We start from the raw sequence: 18189 nt of genomic DNA on the forward strand, positions 1-18189 counted from the left end.
CTGATCTGCACTCGGATCAGCCTGCTGATTTTCTGCGTCACCAGACCACACCGTCCCTACTCCAGTCCCACCTCAAATGAAGGTGACGCCCACCCCTGACGGGAGTGATTGGCATTGGTGGTAATCGCCTCCCCTCCATAAATCACCGTTTGCGCATCACCGTATTGCAACCAGACCTGGGTAGGCACAACCCCCTGTCCGGACTGGCTATAGTCACACACGCCATTAGGGAAAATTTCCTCTACTTGGGCGGCAAAACCCTCGGGGTCCAACGCCAGGGGATAATCGGCCGGATCCACCGGTTTGAGCTGGCACTTGTTGGTCAGGGTACGAATATCATCACCGGCCACCGTTCGCGGCGTGCCGAAACGGGTCTGAATCACCAGCTGCTGCAGTTCCACGAGAGGATCCGTAATCGGGGCCAACAGGTCGCCAATCGTGCCCAGCAAGTCCCCCAGCAGCGGCAGCTCGGATACCACCGGCAATTCGGTCACATCCAGGCCGCATGCCTGTCCAGTGACCGCGTCCACTACCACCCCCGCCTCCGCTGGCGGGGCTGGCAGCAAAGACAGATCGAGACCGGGAAGGATCGGATCGGGATACAGCAGATTGCCTGTTAAAGGAATGATCGGCCCTTCGGGATTGAAGATAGAGGCCACCGAGAGACAGCGGTCACGAGCATACAGGGGTTTGTTATCTACCACCTTGGCCTCCACACTCACCTGCCGCTCATCCGCTTCCATTTGCGAAAGCCAGAGATCCATCGCAAGCAAAGCCTCGGTGGTGTAAATGGAATCACCAAAGATCGGCGCAGGCCCATACCAGATCACATGATTGTCAGCATGGCCCTGAGTCGCTTCCAGGCGTGCTCGCATCTGCCAGGAGTGATAGGCGTCATGGGCGATGCCCGGATCGGGACCGCGCAAATCAATGATTGGCACCCCTGCCAGATGCTCTGCAGTGTTGACTGCACCCGTGCGGTAAGCATTCTGCAGAGCGAGTGGATCTGCCACCGTACGCGCGCTCTGGTAGTCAATATCCACGCTCAAGCCTCCGATTTCCCGGTTTACCTTGAGGAACTGCTCGCCGGTGATGAGACCGCTCTGCAGAGCACCCAACCCGTACTGAACCCCTTCGTTGTCCAGCGGGATGCCACCAAACCCCCGGCCAAGCAACTGCTCATTGGCACTCCATACCTCTGGCGGCCGCGGGCCAAACTGGGTCTTCATGTAATCCAGCAAGCCACAACGCAATCCATCCGGCGCAGTCTCTGCCTCATACACGGTTATCCCCTCTGCCAAACCCGGACAGCTCTCCTGTTGCGGATAGGCGGAAGGAAAGAAAGCCAGATCTGACACCACAGGATTAAGCGGAAGGTGGCCGTAAAATGCCGTCCACTGCACCACCGGGATGACACCTGAACTCAACAGGCTGGAAAAGATCTCCTGGAAGCCTTCTGCATCCGTAACAATCTGATTGCCGAAGTAATGGCTCAGCAAGTTGTAGTCGGCAAACTGGGTAGCGGTGGTCCACACATCCGGGTAGGAGCACTGCACAATCAGCCCCTGATAAATCCCGGGGTAGGCATTGGCAACGTGCTGCTGGGTTATCGAACCCCCAGAACAGCCGGTACCCATTGTGTAGCGAATCTCCCCGTATTGCTCGACGATGCGTTCCTTGGCCATCATCAGGGATTCGGCAGCGGTGACCAGATTGGCATTGTGGCCAAGATTAGCCTGGGCCGTGGAGAGGGTCATGAAGCCTCGTCCCAGGGCGGTGGTAATACTGTCACCCAGCAACAGCTCTGCGCCGGCGGGTGCCGTTCCTGCAATATCGCCCTGTGGCGGAGCCCCCATGCCATAGCTGACACCGACATTGCCGCCATGATGGATCAGCAACTTGCCATTCCACTGCGGCTGAGGACGCAGCGCATCCCACGTCTGATTAGGCTGATAGAGCGTCATGATCAGATAGCGATCGCGATTCTGGACGCCTTCCTCCAGCCGAATAATGTAGGGGACCTCTACGCCATGGTCAGTGGTCACCCTGGCAATATCCTCATCTGCAGGCGGATTTGCGGGATCATAGGGCAGAAAGCTGTCTGGCAGGCCGGGGCTTTCCGGATCGAAACTGGTGACCAGTGTTTCCAGCTTGTTCGCCGGCACATACTTGAATGAGTACTCCGCCGGCTGATTGCACTGGGCATCCACTGCTGCGGCATTGGTACACTGCCAGGGCTGAATCTGAGGACCTGAAATCACCGGGCCACCATTAGGGTGGTTAATAATCTCCCGCTCCAGCACGGTGCCATTGCCAAGAATGGCACGCAAGGTATTGCGCCCCAGCGCAAGCCCATCCAGCAGGCCTTTGAGAGAACCGCTTTCGGTCAGCGTCAGCATGGTTTCCGGTAACGGCTGCCCATTAAGCAGTAATCGCGCCCCAGACAACTGCTGCGGATCGTCAGCTACTATCTCTACCAGAGCATCACCATCACTGATCAGATCAGCCCGATTGGACAACACCCGGATTTCCCCTTGTCCTGGCGGCAGAGTCTCCGGCTGATTCGGTGTAGGTGCGGATGGCGTTGAAGGGTTCGGTGCGGCAGAAGAGGAACTCCCCCCGCCACCGCAAGCTGCGAGTAGTCCCCCAAGCGAGAGGACACACAAAATACGAAGGATCATCACAGGCTCCCAAGCAATCCTGGCGATTGCCTCTTGTTGTTTTGATACTCGTATTGATTCTTGTCTTGATGCGGCCCGGAGACAGTTGCTAGCCAGTTGTGGCCTCGTTACAGCACCACTCGTTTTGTTGCACTTTCGTACCACAACCCAAATTCAAACCTCAAGCCACACGTGTTTCACTCTTGCTGCCAGCCCACCTCGACCCTAAAGTGCAGCCATGAGCAAACCTCGTCTGATCATTCTGGTGTTAGTCGCGCTGATCACCTCCAATGCGCTATGGCATCGCTATAAACCCCTCCCGGAAGGGCTTGCCATGCATGATGGCCCGCTACCCGCCCACAATCTGGCGCTATTGGTGGATGACACCTGGGAAAACCCCAACGGCGAGCGGGGTATTCGCCAGCAAATTTTCTCCGAAATGTTCAGGCTGATTCGCCAGGCTCAAAAACTGGTGGTCGTGGACATGTTTCTGTTTAACGATTTTCAGGGCACCGCCACCAGCAGTCATCGCCCGTTAGCTCGTGAACTCACCGATGTCTTGCTGGCCAAGCGCCAGCAACAAGTCCCTGTGATTCTGGTGACCGACCCGATCAATACACTTTACGGGGGGCTGCCCAGTGAGCATCTTGAACAGCTGGAAAAGGCAGGCGTAACCGTAGTGATGACGCCGCTGGGCACCCTGCGTGACTCCAACCCCAGTTGGTCAGGCCTGTGGCGGCTGTGCTGCCAGTGGCTGGGTAATGATGACGATGGCGGCTGGCTGCCCAACCCCATGGGTCCTGGCAAAATTACTCTGCGCAGCTATTTGGCATTACCCAACTTCAAAGCCAACCACCGCAAAACCCTGGTTGTGGATGAGGGCAACGACTGGACAGCGATGGTGACCAGCGCCAACCCCCACGATGGCAGCAGCGGCCACAGCAACATCGCCCTCCGCTTCAGCGGCTCGTCAGTCGGGGCCGTCGTGCAAAGCGAACTGAAGATCGCGGAGTTGGCCAATGTCGCCCTGCCACCACGGCCAGCGATTCAGCCGATCCCTGCCACACACACTGAGGCCTCATTGGAAGTGCTTACCGAGGCCGCCATCCGTGATGCCTTGCTAGAGACCGTCGCCCGCAGCGAAGCCAGCGACACGCTGGATGTAGCCGTGTTTTATCTCTCTCATCGCCCCCTGGTGGAAGCGCTGAAAGCGGCCCATGATCGGGGCGTGCAAGTGCGTGTGCTGCTGGATCCTAACAAGGATGCCTTCGGCAGGCAGAAAAACGGCATACCCAATCGCCCTGTGGGGGCAGAGCTGCACAAGGCAGGTATCACCGTGCGCTGGTGTAATACGCAAGGTGAACAGTGCCATAGCAAAATGCTGATGCGGCAGGGCAAGACACAGGCAGAGTTGATTCTTGGCTCGGCCAACTTTACCCGCCGCAACCTGGACAACCTCAATCTGGAGACCAGCGTAAGACTGGTAACCCCGGCAAACCATCCGGTGATGCGAGAAGCCTCACAGACATTCCTGCGCCGCTGGGAGAATCGTCACGGGGAAAAGCACAGCATGAATTATGAGGCCTATGCGGATGAAGTCGCCTGGAAGAAGGTGCTGTATCGGGTGATGGAGTTTAGCGGTTGGAGTAGCTTCTAGCTTCTAGCTTCTAGCTTCTAGCTTCTAGCTTCGAGCTTCGAGCTTCGAGCTTCGAAAAGCAAAATCGATACCGGTTAGCGGAACCGTTTTTTTTTGACTTTCGCTCCTCGAAACTCGTCACTCGCTACTGTTCTGCCTGCTGAGTTTCCTTTGGCGGACGATGCTGGTGCCAGTACACCCCAGCCACACCACCATTTATCAACCAGGCTGCGGCCACCAGCCCCCCCGCCATGGGCCAGTGCCAGCTTTCCGGGAGGCGTTCCGTACCCGGAATGGCGAACAGAAACACAAGGGTTTCAACCATCGCGAGGAGCAAAGGGGCGATGATACGAGCGGGATAATGCAGTTCGATCCCCAACCAGCGCAACATGGCTGCCGCCATGGTCAACCCCAGCCAGATCACAATCAAACCACCGATGATAATTGCCATTGCCTCTACTCCATCGCAAACACCGGCATGGTAGGGAGACTGGCGCGCAAAGACCAGCCTTCAAGCACTTTCCTGGGCGGCAGATTCAGTAAAGGTTTGTTCACGAAGGGCAATAAAATCCTCAATTTCCACCGGCCTGGAGAAGACATACCCTTGGGCCCGATCACACTTTAACGCCTTCAAGGCCCGCACGGTTTGCCAATCTTCCGGCCCTTCCGCCACCACCGTGAGCTTCAATTCATGACAAAGCGCAATCACTGCGCTAACGATAGCGTGATGCGCCTGCTGCTCCAGCATATCGTAAACAAAACTGCGATCGATCTTCACCTCACTGACCGCAAACTGGCGCAAGTGGGACATTGAGGAATAGCCCACACCAAAGTCGTCGATGCTGCAGACCACCCCCATACCAACCAGTTTCTCGATCACCATGCTGACTCGATCCGGCTCACTGATCATGCTGGTTTCCGTCATTTCCAAACGCAGATCACCGGCTTCTCCGCCGTTGGCGGCCAGCGCCCAGTCCACCTTTGCGCCCAAATCTGTTTCCAGCAAATCCATTGCAGACACATTCACGCTCAAACAGGTTGGCAAGCCTTTGCGGCGCAATTCAGAAGCGATACGGACGGCTTCTTCCAGAACAAACTCGGTAAGTACTTCTACCAACCCTGCCTGCTCCAGCAATGGCACAAAGTGCGCGGGGGACAACTCTCCCATCTCCGGATGTCGCCAACGCACCAGCACCTCCGCCCCGACCACCTTGCCGGTGGTTAGATCCACCTGGGGCTGCAACATGACCCGCAGCCCCTGCCGTCCGAAACGACGAAAATCCCGGATGATGAACAAGTTTTGCGGGTCAGGGTCCATGCTCTGCCGATATTCCATCCAGCTGCATCCCGACCGGCTGGCAAACGCCATGGCTGTTTCAGCCTGACGCAGGACTTCCCCCACGTCAGTATCTTGAAGTGGACAATGAGCAAGACCGATAGTGAAACGCGGCTCCAGCTCCAGGCCATCAAAGACAATGGACTGATCATCCAGCAGACCTTCAGCCAGCACCGTCTTGTCCTGAGCCAACAGCGCAAAAACACCCCGCCCCATGTAACACAGCGCCGCATATCCCTTGCGCTTGAGCCGCCGTGCCACCTCGGAGATTAATGTCTCACCGGTGGCAAAACCCAACGAGCAAATAAAATCATCAATCTCTGACAATTTGGCCACGATCATCACATGGGATATCCCCTTGCGCTCCGCCCGGAGCAAATGGGCACGGGCGCGGGCGACGAATTCCGGACGGGTCGGCAGCCCCGTCAAACGATCATGAAACTCCCAGTGCAGCATTTCTTTTTCTGCACGCGACTTTCGTAGACGAGCATTTTCCAGCTGCCCTGTAAGCCGCTTCACAACAGCCCGCAGACGCCAGGAATAGCCGTAGATCATCAACAGCATCAATCCCAGCACCAGTGCCGCCAGAATGATCCAGGCCGCATATTGCTGCCAGTAACTCTGCCGGTTCCACTCAATCTCATCGCGCCACTGCTGGTAAATGTCATAGTAGCGACCGCTGGATACCACCAACCCCAACTGCTGCTGCAGCCAGCCATGGAGTTCAGGTTGATCCCGTGACACGGCAAAAACGTAAGCTCTCGGCCACAACGGTGGCCCTAGCACCTGCAGCGGCAAGGATTCGCGCAAGATGGTGCGATTCGCGACAGGTTGCGGGAGCAACGCAAAATCGGCCTGCCCATCAAGCAGCGCCTGTAAGGCAGCGCGATAATCCTCCCGGATAACGGGGATGACTCGCATGTCACCTTGTTGCAGGGTCTCCGCAGCGTAACCGCCATCTTCCAGGGCGACCCGGCGCCCCTCCAGTGCCCCGAGATCCGGCACCCCTTCCGTGCCAACCGGCCCGTAGATTCCATGAGTGACAAAATAAAAGGGGGTAGTGAAAAGAAAGTCTCGCGCCCGGCTGGGGGAAGCAAACATGGCAACCACATCCACCTCTCCAGTGCGCAGAGCCGCCTGGGCGTCTGGCCAGCTCATCAGCCGGTGCTGCGCGTCCCTGCCACCTTGGGCAGCAAGAGCCAGCTGAAGATCAACCACAAAGCCCCTCGGCTCCCCGTTGCGGGTCAGCCACTCGAAAGGAGGATAATGATCATCACCTGCAAAGCGCAGCGGCCGGGGCTCTGCATTCCCCAACCCACTGAACATTAATCCAACGACAAACAACACCCCTGACAGGCGCATCTTGTTGATATTGTGTTTCGCCACATCCAGTCTCCGCCAATCCTGGCCTGACGCTTGTGCGCGGTAGGGCGACTGTTTCTGGCGCACTCAGCACCAGACCCATGACACATCGCTCCGGGCCAAAACAGCCACATCCTTAAACGATGCGTTTTCTTGTATATGGGTTATACCTGACGGCCCTTCAAGTCAAGGAAGAGCGGAAGAATTATTGATCTGACAAGGCGTTAGGTCGCCAGTCAGGGCGTCAGGATATCCGGGCCATGACGAAGCGCCATGCCTTCCCGGATCGCCTTGGGCAAGCTGCGTACCACCAGCGCATAGGAATGATCGATCATCCGAGACAGCTCGCCCTCGGGGATGGAGCCGTCCAGCAGCACAGTGTTCCAGTGCTTCTTGTTCATGTGGTAACCGGGAATGACGGCAGGAAAAATATCCCGCAGGGCTAAGGCCTGATCCGGGTCGCACTTCAGGTTCATGCGCCCCTCACCGTCCGACAGGGACAGCGTGGCAAACATCTTGCCACGCACTTTCATGACGGCCACATCAGGGCCGAAGGGATAATCTTCAATCGCCTCGGGTTTACCGAGGAGATACTGGCGTGCAGCATCGACATCCATGTCTAACTCCGTTTTCCATCCAGGCTCCGTTAGCCAGGAACGGTGTGATTCGCGAGAAACGAGTTTCGAGTTTCGAAAAGCAAAACCGATACCGTTTAGCGGGATAGGGGTTTTGACTTTCGCTACTCGAAACTCACCGCATCGCCATGCTCCCATGGCCATTGGCGAAGCCCCGGTTTTCGCTGTTAACTATTCACTGTTAACTGCGGTGTCAGATTTCCCGAGTCTCGCGGAACAAAATGTCGGGATGCCGTTCTTCAGCCAATTGCAGATTAACCCGGGTTGGTGCCAGGTACGTCAGGTGCCCAGCTCCGTCCCGAGCCAGATTGTCGTGAGCCTTGCGCTCAAACGCCGCCATCTCACGCTCATTCTCTGCCTCTACCCAGCGGGCCGTTGCCACACTGACCGGCTCATAGCGGCAATCCACACCGTATTCGCCTTTTAGACGCGCCGCCACCACATCAAACTGCAAGGTACCCACAGCACCGAGAATAACGTCATTGTTACGCAGCGGGAAAAACACCTGGGTGGCCCCCTCTTCTGCCAGCTGGGTCAACCCCTTGTGCAGCTGTTTGCTCTTGAGCGGATCATTGAGCACTACACGCTGGAACAGTTCCGGCGCAAAGTGCGGGATTCCGGTGAAGTTAAGGTCTTCACCCTCCGTGAATGTGTCACCGATCTGGATAGTGCCATGGTTATGCAGACCAATGATGTCACCGGAAAAGGCCTCTTCCACGTTATCGCGTTCACCCGCCAGGAAAGTCAGAGCATCGGCGATGCGCACGTCTTTACCCGTGCGTACCTGCTTGAGCTTGATGCCCTTCTGGTATTTGCCGGAGCAGATGCGCATGAAGGCCACCCGATCTCGGTGTTTGGGATCCATGTTTGCCTGAATCTTGAACACAAAACCGGTCATCTTGGGCTCATCCGCTGCTACGGTACGCGAAGTCGCATCGCGAGGCTGCGGGGCTGGCGCCCACTCGACCAGGCCGTCCAGCATGTGGTCCACACCGAAGTTACCCAGTGCCGTACCAAAGAATACCGGGGTCAGTTTGCCGGCGAGGAAACGCTCCAGATCAAACTCATGGCTGGCGCCCTGCACCAGTTCCAGGGTGTCACGCAGTTCTTCTGCGTAAGCAGCCCCTACTGCCTCATCCAGTTCCGGGTTATTGAGGCCCTGAATCTCGCGCACATCCTGCACGGTGTGCCCCTGCCCCGTCTTGTACAGTACGGTGGTATCACGCAGCAGGTTGTAAACGCCCTTGAAGCTCTTGCCCATGCCGATGGGCCAGGTGATCGGCGCACACTCGATATTGAGCACGTCCTCGATCTCGTCGAGCACTTCAATGCCGTCACGCACGTCACGGTCGAGCTTGTTGATGAAGGTCAGGATCGGCGTATCACGCAGCCGACAAACCTCCATCAGCTTCACGGTCCGTTCTTCCACCCCTTTGGCCGCATCAATCACCATCAGCGCGGAGTCCACCGCGGTGAGGGTACGGTAGGTATCTTCAGAAAAGTCGGCGTGGCCGGGGGTGTCCAGCAGGTTGACGGTGGCACCCTTGTAGGGAAACTGCATGACAGAGGTGGTCACGGAGATACCCCGCTCCTTTTCCATCTCCATCCAGTCAGACGTGGCGTGCTTGCCGGATTTCTTGCCTTTTACGGTCCCTGCACTCTGGATCAGGTTTCCGTACAGCAGCAGTTTTTCGGTAATGGTGGTCTTACCGGCATCCGGGTGCGAAATAATCGCAAAAGTGCGGCGCTTGGCCACCTGATCTTGCAGACTCATGGAACAGGGTCTCTGACTGGGATTTCGAGGGCGCGAGTATAGCAGCCTTGTGCGCCCTTATCAGCGTGATCAGACGATCCCGGAGCCCTTGAGCTGGCGCTGGCGCATCAACAGATACAGGGCAAAGCCCACCGCCACGCCAGGCACGATTCCCAGCAACAAGGCCAGCCAGCCGCCGCGAATACGATATTGCTGGCGTTCAAACAGTACCCAGATAGCCAGGATCACCCAGCACAGGATCACATCAGTGGAATATCCCGCCGCGTACGGGTTAGCAAACCCTGCGGCAAAGGCACCGATAATGTCAGGATTTTCCAGCAATGGCGGCCCCGCCAGCACCAGCAAGGCCCCGCAGAAAATCAAGGCAACCAGTATCAACAAGCGGCGAAACAGGGATTCGGACATATCAGGCTCCTAGTCATTCCTTTGAATGCCCTTATGGTTGGGAATTTGCGCAGGGGTGTCCAGCTTTTACGCCGCATTAACAAAGCCAGGCAAATCCACATTGGGCAGCACGGTTAGCGGTGATAGAGTGGGGACACTTTTCACCAACGGATGAGACCCATGGCCCAGTTTGCCCGTATCTCCCTGCTTGTTATCGCCAGCCTGTTTCTGATGGCCTGCAGCCAAACCCCTGGTGAAAGCGATGCCCGCAAGGTATTGAAGGCCGAGCTGGAAAGTGCTCGTCTTGATGAGCTACTCAAGATCCACAGCATCGAGAAGCATAACGGCTACGAAGACAACGATGGTCGCTACACCATTGAAGTCAGCTATCAACTCAAAGCTGCTTCCTCATTGAATGATTACGCCGCCGAGGTAAAGGGCGATGAATCTCTGTCCGGCATGGATCGCTTTGCCTTGATCATGGCGTTGAGCGCCTTGCGGGTGGAATACGGTAATTTCGACAAGGGCGACACCTTCGACGAGAAACGGGTGCTGACTTTCCGGGATACAGAACAAGGTTGGATGCCGGTGGAATAGATAGTCGCGAGTTGCGAGGAGCGAGTTACGAAAGGCAAAAAATAGCGCTGCTCTGTTTTCGAGACTCGCGACTCATAACTCTATTTATGCCCGCCGGAGAGCAGGCATTGCATTAACACCGCATTCTCGTGCCCATCCCCCTTGCGGTAATAATTCTTGCGCACACCACAGACTTCAAAACCCAACTGCTTGTAAAGTGCCTGCGCACCAGTATTGCTTTCCCGCACTTCCAGGTACATCACCGTCATGGCATCACAGCGGGCCTCTTCCATCGCTTTTAACAGCATCAGGCGCGCAATCCCGCGACGTTGCCAGGCAGGTGCAACCACCACATTAAGTACATGGGTTTCATCGAGGATGCGGGACAGGATCAGGAACGCAACCGGCTCATCGTTACCATCAACAACCACCTGACAAAGGTAGTTGGCATTGTTGAGGCAATCCCTGAAATGACTGGTGCTCCAGGGGGTAAGCTGGGCGGCGTTCTCGATGGCCTGCACCAACTCCAGATCTTCCAGTTCCATGGCCCGGATGGACTCGGTGCCGAACCGGTGCTCAGGTGCCGTCAAAACCGTGTTCCTGCATGGCTTGCCAGCTGGCTTTCTTGTGGACGGCAGGCTCAGCCAGCATTTCATTCAGTGCACTGATCACCATGGCCGGGTGACCACCGATCTCAAAAGGCTGATAGCGCGGCTGATCAAACAATGCCTGGTTCAGGGATTCCGGCAGAGCCAGCAAGACTCTCTCTCCACCCGCCTGATCACACAGGCCGGCAATAAAAGCTGTCAGCGCCTGGCTGGCTTCTTCCGCCAACATCGGCTGATCCGTAAGGGGACAGAAGAATCGGCGGGGACGACCCGGCTTACCCTGGAATAACGCCAGAAGGCTGGCCATCAAAGGTGCTTCGAAACGTCCCAGCCCAGGAGCCTGGCTGTCTTCCTGGGCACAAAGCAACCAGGTACTGGTTCCAAGATGCGCCTCAAGAGTGAAGGTCAGCCCTTTCCCTTTCACGACTGCCCGCTCTGGCGTAGTGGATGCCTTGGCCTCTGCGGGTGCCGGCTTGGTCGTGCCCAGGGAGGGAGCCTGCAGGGTATCACGCAAAGAGGGCGCAGATTCTGCCGATGGAGACTCTGCCGCTGCCTCCACCACAGCAGCGCTCGCCTGTGACTCTGGAGCCTGAGGCACCTCCTGCTCGTCTTCCCACTCGAGCCAGGGAGACGGTGCGGCACCGGGCAGCGGACGATGGGCTACCCAGGGCGTTAACCCCATCGCTTTCAGGTAGCTTTGTCTGCTGGCTTCATTCATGGGCTATCAAACTCCATCTGCCGCCTGTGGATGGGCCTTTTCCAGGCCGGCCGCAAAGTGATTGAGGGCATTCAGATACGCTTTGGCAGACGCAGTGATAATGTCGGTATCGGCACCGTGTCCGTTCACGATCCGGCCGCCTTTTTCCAGACGCACAGTCACTTCACCCTGGCTATCGGTGCCCGCGGTAATGGCATTCACGGAATACAGCAGCAACGTGCTGTTGCTGGCCGCCATGGCCTCAATGGCCTTGAAGGCGGCATCCACTGGCCCCGCACCGGTAGCCGTCGCTTCCTGCTCCTGACCATCGATGGTCATCACGATACGGGCTTCCGGGGTCTCGCCGGTGCGGGCAGTAGCTTCCAGCAATACCAACTTGAAGCGCTCGTCTTCGGCAGCTTTCTTGGTGTCGCTGACCAGCGCCTGAAGATCCTCATCAAATACTTCGTGTTTCTTGTCAGCCAGATCCTTGAAGCGCTGAAAAGCTTCATTCATGGCCGCTTCGGACTCAAAAGTGATGCCCAGCTCATCAAGACGGGCACGGAAGGCGGCACGGCCGGAGTGCTTGCCCAGCACCATGCGGTTGGTGTGCCAGCCCACGTCCTCGGCGGACATGATTTCGTAAGTCTCGCGGTGCTTGAGCACCCCGTCCTGGTGAATGCCGGATTCGTGGGCAAACGCATTGGCACCCACGATGGCCTTGTTCGGCTGCACCGGGAAACCCGTGATCTGCGACACCATTTTTGAGGTGGGTACGATCTCTCGCGCATTGATACCCGTGTCTACCGTGAACAAATCCTGACGGGTCCGGATCGCCATCACGATCTCTTCCAGGGAGGCATTACCAGCCCGCTCCCCCAGACCATTAATCGTACATTCCACCTGACGAGCACCGGATTGGACTGCCGCCAGAGAGTTAGCCACCGCCAGCCCCAGATCGTTATGGCAGTGCACGGAGAAGATCGCCTTGTCGGCATTGGGAATGCGGGTCAGCAGCTGCCCGATGGTGTCGCCAAACTGCTCGGGAATGGCATAGCCAACGGTATCGGGAATATTGATGGTGCGTGCACCGGCGTCAATCACCGCTTCGATAATGCGGCACAGAAAATCAATCTCGGAACGCCCGGCATCTTCGCAGGAAAACTCCACATCGCCCATATGGTTACGGGCGTGTTTGACGGCGGCCACCGCATGCTCAATGACCTGATCTGGCTCCAGCCGCAGCTTGTGCTGCATGTGAATCGGGCTGGTGGCGATAAAAGTATGAATACGCCCGGATTCGGCTCCGGCAAGCGCTTCCGCCGCCCGGTCAATATCGGCTTCCTTGGCCCGCGCCAGGGAACAGATGGTGGATTCCTTGATGGTGTCGGCGATGGCCTTAACGGACCGGAAATCCCCCTGACTGGCAATGGCAAACCCGGCTTCGATCACGTCCACCTTCATGCGTTCCAACGCCTTGGCGATACGCAGCTTCTCGTCCTGGTCCATTGTGGCACCGGGGCTCTGCTCTCCATCACGCAGGGTGGTATCGAAAATAATCAGGCGATCTTTGCTCATTGGGGTCTCTCGCAAAATAAGGGCTACAGCCAAACGGAAGCGTTGCAAGTTTCAAGCGTCAAGTTGCAACGCGCCTACCGTCATCAGCTTTTGCCAGGCAGAAGCCGCGCCCAAGCCAGGGCCGCGGATAGCTGGCCTCACAAAGCGCAAACGCCTCTCCCGCGTTGCAACTTGTAACTTGAAACTTGCTCCTGCCCCAAGCCGGGCTTCAGTAATGGTATTTAGTTTACACCAGTCGCAGGGCTCGCAGCACGGCCTCACGCAACGCCTCCCCCACTTCCCGGCCTTTGATACCCTCGGCCAGGCGAAGGATCTTGCCGTCCACCTCGGCCTGCAGGGTCATATATTCGGTCTTGCGGCCATTGCTGGTACTGGACATCCCGGATTTCAGGACCAGTTGCTCCTCACGCAACAAACGCCCCTCACGGCGGTAAAGCGGGATACCCAACCAACGGCGTACCACCTTGACGTCACTCCCACGAATCCAGACCTGCAGGCCTCTTGCCAGGGTGTAGATAGTGCTGAATACAATCGCATAACCGATGAGTCCGAAGATGCTCCCCATAATGAAGAGCATGAACCCCTCGGAAAACGCAGCAATGAACAACCCGGTACCGACACCCGCAAAGATGCCGCCAAACAACAACATCGCCATTTTCATTCCCAGGTTTCTGCCGGGTCGACTTTCCAGATACAGACCCTGTCCGGTCTGTTCTACCCGGATCTGCTCGCTGGCCGACTCCACCGCGTCCAGCTCTCGCTCACGACGATCGGCCATAACGTGGGACTCCGGGAGTTGGTAACGGCTGGCACTACTGCCCGCCACTACCGGGATTTCCCAGCTGCGCTTCAATTCTCGCCCTTCCAGCGTGCCTTCCAGCGCCACGCGCCAACGAATCCAGTCTTGTCGACCTGAGAGGCTGCGCTCACGCTCCCGTGTGCCCGGCTGGTCTGCAGGAGCATCAAAACAGAACTGGATATCGGTACCGGCCTGACGGGGCGAACAGTAGGCCCGTTGATCGGTCTGCCAAAGAATGTCTTCGCGCGTCTTGCGATCCTTGCCCGAGCCACTGTAATAAAAGCGAACGCAACTCAGCCAGACGGTCAGCGACGTATCCGCCGGAACCGATCTTCCCAGATGAATCTGGCCGCCAACCTGCCCTCCTGCCTGTCCGGGTTCCGGATCAAGCACCAGCGGGGTCGGGCCAAAGAAACGATAATTCTGGCGCATTTTCCAGCCGGCCCAGGCAATCCCAGCCCCCACCAGCGGGAACAACAACAACATCAAGATCATGTAATCGCCGCGGCTAACTTCTTTCCAGACCTCCAGATAAGCAGGGGATGGCAGCAGAATGAAGATGGCCCCGAAGCCCACCAGGAACCAGTGGCCGGATTTTTCCTGGCTGCTATAGAAACCGGTCTCGGATACCTGCGCCGCGTCCTTGCTGCCACGGCGCATCAGGAACATGACACCGCCCCCCACCAACGCAAATACCCCACCAAAGGCCAAACCGAAAATCACCGAGCCCCAGCGAAAGGTACGGTCCAGATAGGCCTCATGCGGCGCATCCGGGTTGACCCAGGCCTGCACCGTGCGGCCATTCCGGCGCGCCGTATCAATCCGGCCATAAAGCTGCTGCCAGTAATCACCGAAATTGTCGGAGCCGCTGTACTGACTGATCTGGCTGCTGGTGTAATCTACGCCAAGATAACGATAGCGGTAACTACCACTGACGCTGTAGGTGGTTGAACCATCAGAGCGATGGGAGTTGAGCTTGCTGCTCAGCACGGTCGCCGGGACGCGGTCCCAGCTACCGGATTCGATAAATTTGGCAATCGGGATGAGCGCCACAAATACCATTACCCCCAGCCCGGCCAGCAAAAAGATGCCGCCAAACAGGTAACCGCCAATCCCGCCTTTCTTATTCTGCTTGCTCTCGTCGACCGACAAACCCTTCTCCCCCTTTGATCAAACCCCACAGCACCACGCCACTGATGGCACCGTAAAGATGGGCATTCACATAAACCCGTCCGTTAATCCAACCCTGCAGATAATCCACGTCATAACCGGGCAAATGCTCACTGACCAGACGCCCCACAATCACCGCCAGCACTACCGAATGCAGCACAGGATTACCCCGCCATCCGAGCAACAGACAGAGGATCAGCAAGCCATGGAGAATGCCGGACAGCCCCACATAGTGCTGCAGGCGCCCATCAATGAAATACAGTGCCATCCCGGCGGCAACTCCACAAAACAGCAGCCAGCCCCAGAATCGGAAACGATCGAGAAGATCTTCGAAAAAGTAGCCGCACAACAAAAGACCGGAAAGATTCAGCAGCAGGTGCCAGTGATTCAGATGTACCAGATGACAGGTCACGATCCGCCACGCTTGCCCACTGTCGATGGCCGCCCGATCAAACGCCAGCCACGGATTCACCCACTGATGGGCAAAGCCCAACACCGCCAACACTAGAGCAAAGGCGATAAATTGGGGGCGGAGTTTTTTGTCTCTGGGTTGCATGGGGAGTCCGGCAATTAGCAAGCGGTCATTATGGGGAGGGAGTATCCGCATGCGCAACTAAGGTAGTTGCAACGCGAGCAGGGCTGAATGAAATGGGGTAGCCGTGCCCGCGCTCGAACATGGTAACGCGGGCACGGCATACACGTTCGGCAAGGTTTATCCCGCGCCTTGCGACTTGAAACTTGTAACTTGCAACGCCAACAAAAAAGCCCCGCACGAAGCGGGGCTTTTCGGAGGGTCGAATGACCGGCTGATTTACATCATGCCGCCCATACCGCCCATGCCACCCATGCCGCCCATATCCGGGACACCGGCACCGGCGTTTTCTTCCGGCTTGTCAGCCACCATGGCTTCGGTGGTGATCATCAGGCCTGCGATGGAAGCCGCAGCCTGCAGCGCGGTACGGGTTACCTTGGCGGGATCCAGGATACCCATTTCCAGCATGTCGCCGTACTCGCCGGTCGCCGCGTTGTAGCCGTAGTTGCCGGAACCGTTGCGAACTTCCTGAACGATCACGGACGCTTCAGCACCAGCGTTGAAAGCGATCTGACGCAGAGGAGCTTGCAGGGCACGAACGGCCAGCGCGATACCGGCGTTCTGCTCTTCGTTGTCACCCTGGATGTCACCCATGTTGGCCAGCGCACGTACCAGCGCTACACCGCCACCCGGTACCACACCTTCTTCTACCGCCGCACGGGTCGCGTGCAGGGCATCGTCAACGCGGGCTTTCTTCTCTTTCATTTCGACTTCGGTGGCAGCACCGATCTTGATCACGGCAACACCGCCGGCCAGCTTGGCCACGCGCTCTTGCAGCTTCTCTTTGTCGTAGTCAGAAGAGGAGTTCTCGATTTCGCGACGGATCTGCTCCACACGCGCATCGATATCGCCCTGCTGGCCAGCGCCATCAACAATGGTGGTGTTTTCCTTGTCGATGTTCACTTTCTTGGCAGTACCCAGATCTTCCAGGGATACGTTTTCCAGGCTCAGGCCCACTTCTTCGCTGATCACGGTACCACCGGTGAGGATAGCGATATCCTGCAGCATGGCCTTGCGACGGTCACCGAAGCCCGGCGCCTTCACAGCGGCACACTTGATGATGCCACGCATGTTGTTCACAACCAGAGTGGCCAGTGCTTCGCCTTCGATGTCTTCGGCGATGATCAGCAGCGGCTTGCCCTGCTTGGCCACGTTCTCGAGAACCGGCAGCAGCTCACGGATGTTGGAGATCTTCTTGTCTACCAGCAGGATGAAGGGAGACTCCAGCTCAACCTGCATTTTTTCCTGGTTGTTGATGAAGTAGGGGCTCAGGTAGCCGCGATCGAACTGCATCCCTTCAACCACTTCCAGCTCGTTCTGCAGAGACTGGCCTTCCTCAACGGTGATAACACCCTCCTGACCTACTTTCTCCATGGCCTGAGCAATGATCTCACCCACAGACTTGTCGGAGTTGGCGGAGATGGTGCCTACCTGTTCGATGCTCTTGGTGTTGTCACAAGGGGTGGACAGCTTGGCCAGCTCTTCCACAACCGCTGCAACGGCTTTGTCGATGCCGCGCTTCAGATCCATCGGGTTCATGCCAGCGGCAACGGACTTGAGGCCTTCGTTAACGATGGCCTGGGCCAGTACGGTAGCAGTGGTGGTGCCGTCACCGGCTTCGTCGTTGGCCTTGGAAGCGACTTCCTTGACCATCTGGGCGCCCATGTTCTCGAACTTGTCTTCCAGTTCGATTTCCTTGGCCACGGACACACCATCTTTGGTGATGTTCGGCGCGCCGAAGGATTTTTCCAGCACCACGTTACGGCCTTTCGGGCCCAGGGTGACTTTTACCGCGTCAGCCAGAATGTTGACACCTTTGGCCATACGGGCACGGGCGTCATCACGAAACAGTACTTCTTTAGCCATGGTTCTTTACCTCTGCGAAATCGGTTTGCCCCTGCGGGGCGAGATCAAACATGTCCTGGTGCGTTGGCTTTCAGCCTCCGCCACTTAACCTTCGATGACGGCCAGGATTTCGGATTCGCTCATGATCAGCAGCTCTTCACCTTCCACCTTGACGGTGTTGCCGGCGTACTGACCGAAGATCACCTTGTCGCCTTTCTTCACGTCCAGCGGACGCACATCACCGTTGTCGGTGATCTTGCCGTTACCGGCGGCGATCACTTCACCGCGGGACGGTTTCTCGGTGGCAGAACCGGGCAGCACAATACCGCCAGCGGACTTGGTCTCTTCTTCTTCACGGCGAACCAGCACGCGATCATGCAAAGGACGGATGTTCATTTTCCTTAAACTCCCAGTTTCAGTTCTGATGACACCCGAGCCCACCGTAGGCAGGCTCGGCAGTCCGAATTAGCACTCTAATGAGCAGAGTGCTAATCATAGTAATGATGACAGCGCAGTCAATAGCCGGCGCGAGCCAGC

Annotated in this window: 15 protein-coding genes; 2 read left to right on the forward strand and 13 right to left on the reverse strand. The window is 57.3% G+C overall.

All coding sequences use genetic code 11. From position 1 onward, the window contains the following. Nucleotides 1–56 precede the first annotated feature (56 nt). On the reverse strand, nt 57–2522 hold the full coding sequence (locus Y5S_RS06650) for a DUF6351 family protein (protein WP_231552646.1): 2466 nt from the start codon (nt 2520–2522) through the stop codon (nt 57–59). Nucleotides 2523–2898: 376 nt separating this feature from the next. On the opposite strand from Y5S_RS06650, the gene Y5S_RS06655 reads away from it, so the two are divergent. After that, nucleotides 2899–4317 (forward strand): phospholipase D family protein, encoded by a 1419-nt coding sequence (locus Y5S_RS06655; RefSeq protein ID WP_035231474.1) that lies wholly within the window; start codon nt 2899–2901, stop codon nt 4315–4317. A gap of 124 nt (nt 4318–4441) precedes the next feature. On the opposite strand, the gene Y5S_RS06660 is transcribed toward Y5S_RS06655, so the two are convergent. The 5 genes from Y5S_RS06660 to Y5S_RS06680 all read right to left on the reverse strand — a co-directional run bounded on the left by Y5S_RS06660 (nt 4442) and on the right by Y5S_RS06680 (nt 9808). Further along, on the reverse strand, nt 4442–4747 hold the full coding sequence (locus tag Y5S_RS06660) for a hypothetical protein (RefSeq protein ID WP_035231475.1): 306 nt from the start codon (nt 4745–4747) through the stop codon (nt 4442–4444). Nucleotides 4748–4807: 60 nt separating this feature from the next. Then, nucleotides 4808–7018, reverse strand: coding sequence for a putative bifunctional diguanylate cyclase/phosphodiesterase (locus tag Y5S_RS06665; RefSeq protein ID WP_035231476.1), 2211 nt, complete (start codon nt 7016–7018; stop codon nt 4808–4810). A 212-nt stretch (nt 7019–7230) separates the two neighbouring features. Next, nucleotides 7231–7611, reverse strand: a complete 381-nt coding sequence (locus tag Y5S_RS06670) for an MmcQ/YjbR family DNA-binding protein (protein ID WP_035231478.1) — start codon at nt 7609–7611, stop codon at nt 7231–7233. 211 nt (nt 7612–7822) lie between these two features. After that, a complete protein-coding gene (gene prfC, locus Y5S_RS06675) occupies nt 7823–9403 on the reverse strand; it encodes a peptide chain release factor 3 (protein WP_035231481.1) in 1581 nt (526 codons plus the stop codon). 69 nt (nt 9404–9472) lie between these two features. Further along, nucleotides 9473–9808 (reverse strand): DUF2834 domain-containing protein, encoded by a 336-nt coding sequence (locus Y5S_RS06680; RefSeq protein WP_035231483.1) that lies wholly within the window; start codon nt 9806–9808, stop codon nt 9473–9475. Between the two features lie 159 nt (nt 9809–9967). Between Y5S_RS06680 and Y5S_RS06685 the strand changes: the two genes are divergently transcribed. Further along, nucleotides 9968–10384, forward strand: coding sequence for a hypothetical protein (locus Y5S_RS06685; protein WP_035231486.1), 417 nt, complete (start codon nt 9968–9970; stop codon nt 10382–10384). A gap of 80 nt (nt 10385–10464) precedes the next feature. On the opposite strand, the gene rimI is transcribed toward Y5S_RS06685, so the two are convergent. From rimI to groES, 7 genes are all read right to left on the reverse strand, one after another. Beyond that, nucleotides 10465–10953 carry a ribosomal protein S18-alanine N-acetyltransferase gene (gene rimI / locus Y5S_RS06690; RefSeq protein WP_231552647.1) on the reverse strand — a complete coding sequence of 163 codons (489 nt, stop codon included), beginning with the start codon at nt 10951–10953 and terminating at the stop codon, nt 10465–10467. Next, complete coding sequence (locus Y5S_RS06695; RefSeq protein WP_035231488.1) at nt 10940–11689, reverse strand: hypothetical protein; 750 nt, start codon at nt 11687–11689, stop codon at nt 10940–10942. The genes rimI and Y5S_RS06695 overlap by 14 nt, the downstream gene beginning before the upstream one ends. 6 nt (nt 11690–11695) lie before the next feature. Further along, nucleotides 11696–13246: a 2-isopropylmalate synthase gene (locus Y5S_RS06700; RefSeq protein WP_035231491.1), complete on the reverse strand. Its 1551-nt coding sequence runs from the start codon at nt 13244–13246 to the stop codon at nt 11696–11698. Between the two features lie 226 nt (nt 13247–13472). Then, on the reverse strand, nt 13473–15197 hold the full coding sequence (locus Y5S_RS06705) for a DUF3592 domain-containing protein (RefSeq protein ID WP_035231493.1): 1725 nt from the start codon (nt 15195–15197) through the stop codon (nt 13473–13475). Further along, nucleotides 15169–15771 carry a rhombosortase gene (gene rrtA, locus Y5S_RS06710; protein ID WP_035231495.1) on the reverse strand — a complete coding sequence of 201 codons (603 nt, stop codon included), beginning with the start codon at nt 15769–15771 and terminating at the stop codon, nt 15169–15171. Before rrtA ends, Y5S_RS06705 begins: the two co-directional genes overlap by 29 nt. 255 nt (nt 15772–16026) lie before the next feature. Beyond that, nucleotides 16027–17673: a chaperonin GroEL gene (gene groL, locus Y5S_RS06715; protein ID WP_035231497.1), complete on the reverse strand. Its 1647-nt coding sequence runs from the start codon at nt 17671–17673 to the stop codon at nt 16027–16029. Nucleotides 17674–17757: 84 nt separating this feature from the next. Continuing rightward, nucleotides 17758–18048 carry a co-chaperone GroES gene (groES, locus tag Y5S_RS06720; RefSeq protein WP_035231498.1) on the reverse strand — a complete coding sequence of 97 codons (291 nt, stop codon included), beginning with the start codon at nt 18046–18048 and terminating at the stop codon, nt 17758–17760. Nucleotides 18049–18189: the final 141 nt, after the last annotated feature.

The organism is Alcanivorax nanhaiticus (assembly GCF_000756665.1).
Lineage (GTDB): Bacteria > Pseudomonadota > Gammaproteobacteria > Pseudomonadales > Alcanivoracaceae > Alcanivorax > Alcanivorax nanhaiticus.